This is a genomic window from Sulfitobacter sp. HI0129, assembly GCF_001635395.1.
GTDB lineage: Bacteria > Pseudomonadota > Alphaproteobacteria > Rhodobacterales > Rhodobacteraceae > Sulfitobacter.
In genome coordinates this window covers 1-7,226 of sequence record NZ_LWGH01000379.1, presented here as the reverse complement: position 1 = coordinate 7,226, position 7,226 = coordinate 1, and the positions used below count along the sequence as shown (strand labels likewise).

Genomic DNA, 7,226 nt, shown 5'->3' with positions numbered 1-7,226 from the left:
GCGGCGTGCTGCGCAGCGCCTCGGTGGCGCGGCAGGTGGTGGGCGGGGATCTCAACCTCGTGCTGGTGCCCGTGGGATCGGGCGGGGCCTTCGACGGTCAGCTGCAGGTTGGCGATCTGCGCATCCGCGACGCGCCCGCCATCGCGGCCCTGCTGAACGCGGTGTCGGTGGTGGGGCTGATCAACGAACTGAACGGCGACGGGATCTATTTCGACGCGGTCGAGGCCGCCTTTCGCCTCACGCCGGACCGGCTGACGCTGACCGAAGCCAGCGCCACGGGCGCCTCCATGGGCATTTCCATGGATGGCGTCTATGCGCTGGACAGTGGGCGGCTGGCGCTGCAGGGCGTGGTCTCTCCTGTCTATATGCTCAACAGCATCGGCAGTCTGTTCACCCGCAAGGGCGAGGGGCTGTTCGGCTTCTCCTATGCCTTGGGCGGTACGGTCAAAGCGCCGGAGGTTTCGGTCAATCCGCTCTCGGCGCTGACGCCGGGCATGTTCCGCGATCTCTTCCGCAGCGACCCGCCGGAGCTGCCCCCCGTGGCCGGGGAAGAGGCCCCCGCCGTGCGGGCACCGGCGGGAACCGGACAGGCGGCAGACAAACCGGTTGCCGGGGCGAACGTGGGTCGCTAATCGGCGGCCATGAAACTGAGCGATTTCGATTTCGACCTGCCCGAGCGGCTGATCGCCACGCGCCCCGCCGTGCCGCGCACCTCCGCGCGGCTGCTGGTGGCGGACGCGGACGGGCTGCATGACGCGCGCGTTTTGGCCCTGACGGACTGGCTGGTGCCGGGCGACCTGCTGGTGCTGAACGACACGCGGGTGATTCCCGCCCGCCTCGGCGGCACCCGGCGGCGCGACAGCGCGCAGGGGCCGGTCGATGCCAAGATCGAGGTCACGCTGCTGGAGCCGCGCGCCGATGGCACCTGGGCCGCGCTGATCAAACCCCTGCGCAAGCTGAAGCCGGGCGAGGTCGTGCGCTTTGGCGACGGCTTCGAAGCCACGCTGGAAAATGTGGAAGAGGGACAGGGCCATCTGCGCTTCAACTGCAGCGGCACGGATTTCGACGCGGCGCTCAATCGCGCGGGCGCGATGCCGCTGCCGCCCTATATCGCCGCCAAACGCCCCGCCGATGCGCAGGACCTGACCGACTACCAGACGGTCTTTGCCCGCAACGCGGGCGCTGTCGCCGCACCCACCGCATCGCTCCATTTCGACGAGGCCTTGCTGGAGGCTCTGCGCGATCACGGCGTGGAGTTCGTGCATGTGACACTGCACGTGGGCGCAGGCACTTTCCTGCCGGTCAAGGTGGATGACATCAGCGAACATTGCATGCACGCCGAATGGGGCCGCGTCGATGCCGAGGCCGCGGCGAAGATCGCAGCACAGCGCGCCCGCGGCGGGCGGGTGATCCCCGTGGGCACCACCGCGCTCCGCCTGATCGAGACCGCCGCCCGGGGGGGCGAGATCGCGGCGTGGGAAGGCGACACCGACATCTTCATCACCCCCGGTTTCCGCTTCAACGTGACGGACGGGCTGATGACAAACTTCCACCTGCCGCGTTCCACCTTGATGATGCTGGTCTCCGCGCTCATGGGGTCGGAGCGGATCCGGCAGATTTATGCCCATGCCATCGAAGCGGAATATCGCTTCTTTTCATACGGGGATGCGTCCCTGCTGCTGCCCGGCTCCGGCGCGAACGGGCCAAATGGTGTCGCGGGAGGAGGTGACTTGCACCGCCCCCCGCATCAGGACTAACGCAGCGCTGACACGGCCATAAAGGATTCGGCTCATGGTATCTGTTCTCTCCAGCGCCTGGGCGCTGCTTCTTGGCATGTGTCTGCTGATGGTCGGCAACGGGATGCAGGGCACGCTGCTCGGTATCCGCGGCAACATCGAGGGCTTCTCGACCTTTCACATGTCGATCGTCATGTCGGCCTATTTCGTGGGCTTCCTCGGCGGGTCGCGCATGGCGCCCGGCATGATCCGGCGGGTGGGCCACGTGCGGGTCTTTGCGGCGCTCGCCTCGCTCATCTCTGCGGTGATGATCATCTATCCGACCTTTCCCAACACCATTGTCTGGTCGCTGGGCCGGGTGCTGATCGGGTTCTGCTTTTCCGCCGTCTACGTCACCGCGGAAAGCTGGCTGAACAACGCCGCCACCAACGACAACCGGGGCAAGGCGCTGTCGCTTTACATGATCGTCCAGACGCTGGGCATCGTTCTGGCGCAGGCGCTGCTGCTGACGGCGGATCCCTCGGGCTTCGTGCTTTTCGTCATCCCCTCGGTGCTGGTGTCTGTGGCGGTGACGCCGATCCTGCTGTCGATCAGCCCCACGCCCGCCTTCGAGACGACAAAGCCCATGAGCCTGCGGGCGCTCATCGGATTCTCGCCCCTGGGGTGTGTGGGCATGTTCCTTCTGGGCGGCGTATTCTCGGCCCAGTTCGGCATGGCGTCGGTCTACGGCGCCGAAGCGGGGCTGACCGTTGCCCAGATCTCCACCTTCGTCGCGATGTTTTTCGTGGGTGCGGTTATTTTGCAATACCCCATCGGCTGGGTCTCCGACCGGATGGACCGGCGCACGCTGATCGTGATCGTTTCGGTCGTCGGCGGGGGCGGTTCGGTGCTGGGGATGCTGATGGGTCACGTCTTTCCGGTACTGCTCGTTTCGGCCTTCGTGGTGGGGGGGATGTCGAATCCGCTCTATTCGCTGCTCATTGCCCATACCAACGACTTTCTCGAACACGAGGACATGGCTGCTGCATCCGGCGGACTCATATTTATCAACGGGTTGGGGGCGATCACCGGCCCGATCATCACCGGCTGGATGATGAGCACGGCGCTGGGACCGGGGGGCTTTTACCTCTTTACCGCGCTGCTCTTTGCCGCGCTCGCCGCCTATGCCGCCTACCGCGCGACACAGCGCCCGGCGGTGCCCGTCTCCGAAACCGGCAACTACGTGCCGATCTATGCGTCGGCTACTCCCGTCGCCGTTGAAATCGCGCGGGAATATGCGATCGAGAGCGGGCAGGATGCCGAAGAGGGCCCGGATCACGGTATTCGCGCAGGCTGATACAATTCGTGACTGGGTTTCTGCGGGCCAGAGGCATTAACTGTAATTAACTGACCGCAAAGCGTAAAAGGAGTGCGCAGCATGGTGAGCCCCGAGGAAGTGCTTGAGTTCTGGCTGGACGAGGTTGGCCCCGACGGCTGGTACGAGGTCGACCCCGCCCTCGACGCCCGTATCCGCGAGCGTTTCGCCGCCGCGTGGCAAGCGGCGCGTGAAGGTAAATACGCGCTCTGGTTGACCTATCCGTCAGGCGCGCTGGCCTATATCATCCTGACCGACCAGTTCCCGCGCAACATGTTCCGGGGCGAAGCCGCGGCCTTTGCCACCGACGCTGCCGCGCTGGCCGCCGCCAAGGCCGCCATCGACAAGGGCTGGGACATGCGCATCGATGAACCGGCGCGCCAGTTCTTCTACCTGCCCCTGATGCATTCCGAAAACCTCTGTGATCAGGACCGCTGCGTGCGGCTGATGTGCGAAAGGATGGCCCAGACCGGTGCGTCCAACCTGCTGCACGCGCGCGCACACCGCGAGGTGATCCGCCAGTTCGGCCGCTTCCCCTATCGCAACGAGGCGCTGGCGCGCAATTTCACCGCCCATGAACGCAGCTACGTGGAAGAGGGCGGATACGGCAGCACCCTGCGCCGGTTGCAGGGGGCGCACGCGGCCTGAAGGCTTCTGTCTTGCGCAACTGTGGTTGTCGCGGTCGGGGAGATGGTTTAACGGTAAACTAGTTTCCCCACCAACCGCGAGGTCCCGGAATGGCTGCAAAATCCTATGATGTGATCGTGATCGGCGCAGGGCCGGGCGGCTATGTCGCCGCAATCCGGGCCGCGCAGCTTGGCCTGTCGGTCGCGGTGGTGGAGCGTGAGCATCTTGGCGGTATCTGCCTCAACTGGGGGTGCATCCCCACCAAGGCGCTGCTGCGCTCGTCAGAGGTCTTTCACCTCATGCACCGGGCCAAGGAATTCGGCCTGAAGGCGGAGGGGGTCGACTATGATCTCGACGCGGTGGTCGCACGGTCCCGCAAGGTGGCCAAGCAGTTGACCGGCGGCGTCGGCCATCTGCTGAAGAAGAACAAGGTCACCGTGGTGATGGGCGAAGCCAGCCTGAAGGGCAAAGGCACGCTGTCGGTCAAGACCGACAAGGGCACCGAGGAGTTGAGCGCCAAGAACATCATCCTCGCCACCGGGGCGCGCGCGCGCGAACTGCCGGGGCTGGAGGCGGACGGCAAACAGGTCTGGACGTATAAACACGCGCTGCAGCCGCCGCATATGCCGAAAAAGCTGCTGGTCATCGGATCGGGCGCCATCGGCATCGAATTCGCGAGTTTCTACAACACGCTGGGGGCGGATACGACCGTGGTCGAGGTGATGGACCGCGTCCTGCCGGTGGAGGACGCCGACATCAGCGCCTTCGCCAAGAAGGCGTTCGAGAAGCAGGGCATGAAGATCATGCAAAAGGCGATGGTCAAGAAGCTGGACCGCGCCAAGGGCAAGGTCACCGCGCATATCGAGGCGGGCCGCAAGGTCGAAACCCATGAGTTCGACACCGTCATTTCCGCCGTCGGCATCGTCGGCAACGTCGAAGGGCTGGGGCTGGAGGATCTGGGCGTCAAGATCGACCGCACCCATGTGGTGACGGATGAATATTGCCGCACCGGGGTCGATGGGCTCTATGCCATCGGCGATATCGCCGGCGCGCCCTGGCTGGCGCACAAGGCCAGCCACGAAGGCGTCATGGTGGCCGAGCTGATCGCGGGCAAGCATCCGCATCCGGTCAAACCCGAAAGCATCGCGGGCTGCACCTATTGCCACCCGCAGGTCGCCTCCGTCGGTTATTCGGAGGCGAAGGCCAAGGAGCTGGGCTACGAGGTCAAGATCGGCAACTTCCCCTTTATCGGCAACGGCAAGGCCATCGCGCTGGGGGAAGAGGGCGGCATGATCAAGACCGTTTTCGACGCCAAGACCGGCGAGTTGCTGGGCGCCCATATGGTCGGGGCCGAGGTGACGGAACTCATCCAGGGGTACGTCGTCGGTCGACAGCTCGAAACGACCGAGGAAGACCTGATGAACACCGTCTTCCCGCATCCCACGCTCAGCGAGATGATGCATGAATCCGTGCTGGATGCCTACGGTCGCGTCATCCACATGTAACAAACTCAGGAACCGGGCCGGATGACCGGCCCGGCCCTTGGCGTCAGGCGGGTTCTGATGCCTTGGCAGCGTCGTTCACCGTCTTCTCCGCCAGCTTGGTCAGATCCGCGTCGGTCTTGCTTTCCTGATCCAGCGTCTGTTTCAGCAGCTTTTCGGCGTCCTTCATGCCGAGTTCCTTGGCCCAGCGGCACAGCGTGCCGTAGCGGGCGATCTCGTAATGCTCGACCGCTTGTGCTGCCGAGATCAGGCCGGCGTCGAGGGCGGGCGTGCCCTTGAACTCCTCCATGATCTCCTCCCCTTCGGAGATGATCCCTTCGATCGCTTCGCAGGTCTTTCCCCGGGCGGATTTCCCGAGGATCTCGAACACCTGCTGAAGGCGTTCGATCTGTTCTTCGGTTTCGCCATGGTGCTTTTCGAAGGCCTGCGCCAGCTTTTCGTTGCTGGCGGCGCGCTTCATCTTGGGCAGCGCTTTCAGGATCTTCTTTTCGGCATAGTAGATGTCCTTCAACGTATCGAGGAAGAGGTCATCGAGCGTTTTCTGCTTGGCCATGATATTTCCTTTACTGATTACGTTCACTGAGCTGCGGCAAATGGTCCGCCCGGATCCAACCGCGTCCCGCGGGCCCGGTTCCCCGCCGTTAGCGGCAACGGAAAAATTGGGCGGGTTCCCGCATTGTAGGCGGGCAGTTTCGGGGGTAGGCGCAGGCCATGACCCCGCCCCAAACCCCGCATCGAACCGCCGTCGCCCCCGTGCTTCTGCTCTGGGGGGCCGGGCTGGGCGCGGCGGCGCAATACGGCAAGATCAGCGTGATCTTCGACATGCTGCCGCAGCTTTATCCCGCCGTCGGGCCCGCGCTGGGGTTCATGGTGTCACTGGTGGGCTTCGTGGGCATCCTGCTCGGCGTCGTTGCGGGGCTGGTGGTGGCGCGCATCCGTTATCGGCGCGCGCTGCTCTGGGCACTCTGGACGGGCGCGGCGATCTCGCTCCTGCAGGCGTTGCAGCCGCCGCTGTGGCTGATGCTGGCAAGCCGGGTCGCCGAAGGGGCATCCCACCTCGCGGTGGTGGTGGCGGCGCCCACACTGATCGCGCAGATCAGCGCACCGCGGCATCGGGGGTTCACGCTGACCCTCTGGGGGACATTCTTTGGCGTGGCCTTCGCGGTGCTGGCCCTTGCCGGGCGACCGCTGGCGCAGTCCTACGGGGTGCCGGCCCTGTTTCTGGCCCATGCGCTCTACCTCGCGGCGTTCGCGCTGCTTTTGTCCGCACGGCTGCGCCGCCTGCCGCAGGAAGGCCCGCCGCCCTCGCTGTCGCCGGGCAAGATCCTGCGCCAGCATCTGGAGATATACCGCTCCCCCCGGCTGGTAGCACCCGCGGCGGGCTGGCTGTTCTATACCTTCAGCTTCGTGTCGGTGCTGACGGTGCTGCCGCCCTATGTAGACGCCGCCCATCGTACTCTGGTCATGGGCGCAATGCCGCTGGCCGGGATCGCGGTTTCCATGACGCTGGGCGTGGCCCTGCTGAAACGGATGACGGCGGTGCGGGTGATCGAACTGGGTTTTGCTCTGTCGGCGCTCTGCATGGCGTGGCTTTGGCTCTGGCCGGGGCATCCGGCGGCGGCCATCGCCCTTGCGGCCTCCATGGGGCTGGTGCAGGGCGCCAGCTTTGCCGCCGTGCCGCAGCTGAACGATAAAGCGCAGGCGCAGGCCCGCGCCAATGGCGCGATGGCCCAGATGGGCAACCTCGGCAATACCATGGGCACACCGATCATGGCTGCCGCCGTGGCGGGCGTGGGCTTTGCCGGGCTGCCGCTTTTGGCGGGGGGTGCCTTTCTTGCGGGGCTGGGGGCTCATGTGCTGTTGGGGCGGCTGCGCGGCCCCTGACGCATGTTCGCCTTTGGTTCGCTTTTGCCCATTGGAGAATCCGCCCGCCGCCCCTATGTACAGACCCGTGAACGGGGGTCCGGATGGCTGAGCAGAAGAATATCGAGGTGCGCGGCGCGCGCG

The 7,226-nt window shown here is 65.3% G+C and carries 6 protein-coding genes and 1 pseudogene; 6 read left to right on the top strand and 1 reads right to left on the bottom strand.

The genetic code is table 11. The annotated features are described in order from the left end of the window. The 5 genes and pseudogenes from A3764_RS09805 to lpdA all read left to right on the top strand — a co-directional run. Positions 1 to 632: pseudogene (locus A3764_RS09805) on the top strand (AsmA-like C-terminal region-containing protein); the annotation flags it as partial. A gap of 9 nt (positions 633 to 641) precedes the next feature. Continuing rightward, on the top strand, positions 642 to 1,757 hold the full coding sequence (gene queA / locus A3764_RS09800; RefSeq protein WP_082857966.1) for a tRNA preQ1(34) S-adenosylmethionine ribosyltransferase-isomerase QueA: 1,116 nt from the start codon (positions 642 to 644) through the stop codon (positions 1,755 to 1,757). A 34-nt stretch (positions 1,758 to 1,791) separates the two neighbouring features. Further along, positions 1,792 to 3,072 carry an MFS transporter gene (locus A3764_RS09795; protein ID WP_067921736.1) on the top strand — a complete coding sequence of 427 codons (1,281 nt, stop codon included), beginning with the start codon at positions 1,792 to 1,794 and terminating at the stop codon, positions 3,070 to 3,072. 81 nt (positions 3,073 to 3,153) lie between these two features. Then, on the top strand, positions 3,154 to 3,738 hold the full coding sequence (locus A3764_RS09790) for a DUF924 family protein (protein ID WP_067921734.1): 585 nt from the start codon (positions 3,154 to 3,156) through the stop codon (positions 3,736 to 3,738). An 89-nt stretch (positions 3,739 to 3,827) separates the two neighbouring features. Beyond that, on the top strand, positions 3,828 to 5,222 hold the full coding sequence (gene lpdA, locus A3764_RS09785) for a dihydrolipoyl dehydrogenase (protein ID WP_067921731.1): 1,395 nt from the start codon (positions 3,828 to 3,830) through the stop codon (positions 5,220 to 5,222). A gap of 43 nt (positions 5,223 to 5,265) precedes the next feature. Here the strand turns inward: lpdA and A3764_RS09780 are convergent, their stop codons facing one another. Further along, complete coding sequence (locus A3764_RS09780; protein ID WP_067921728.1) at positions 5,266 to 5,772, bottom strand: YciE/YciF ferroxidase family protein; 507 nt, start codon at positions 5,770 to 5,772, stop codon at positions 5,266 to 5,268. Positions 5,773 to 5,930: 158 nt separating this feature from the next. Between A3764_RS09780 and A3764_RS09775 the strand changes: the two genes are divergently transcribed. Continuing rightward, the gene (locus tag A3764_RS09775) at positions 5,931 to 7,103 is read left to right on the top strand and encodes an MFS transporter (protein WP_067919924.1); all 1,173 of its coding nucleotides are present in this window, start codon (positions 5,931 to 5,933) and stop codon (positions 7,101 to 7,103) included. Positions 7,104 to 7,226 lie beyond the last annotated feature (123 nt).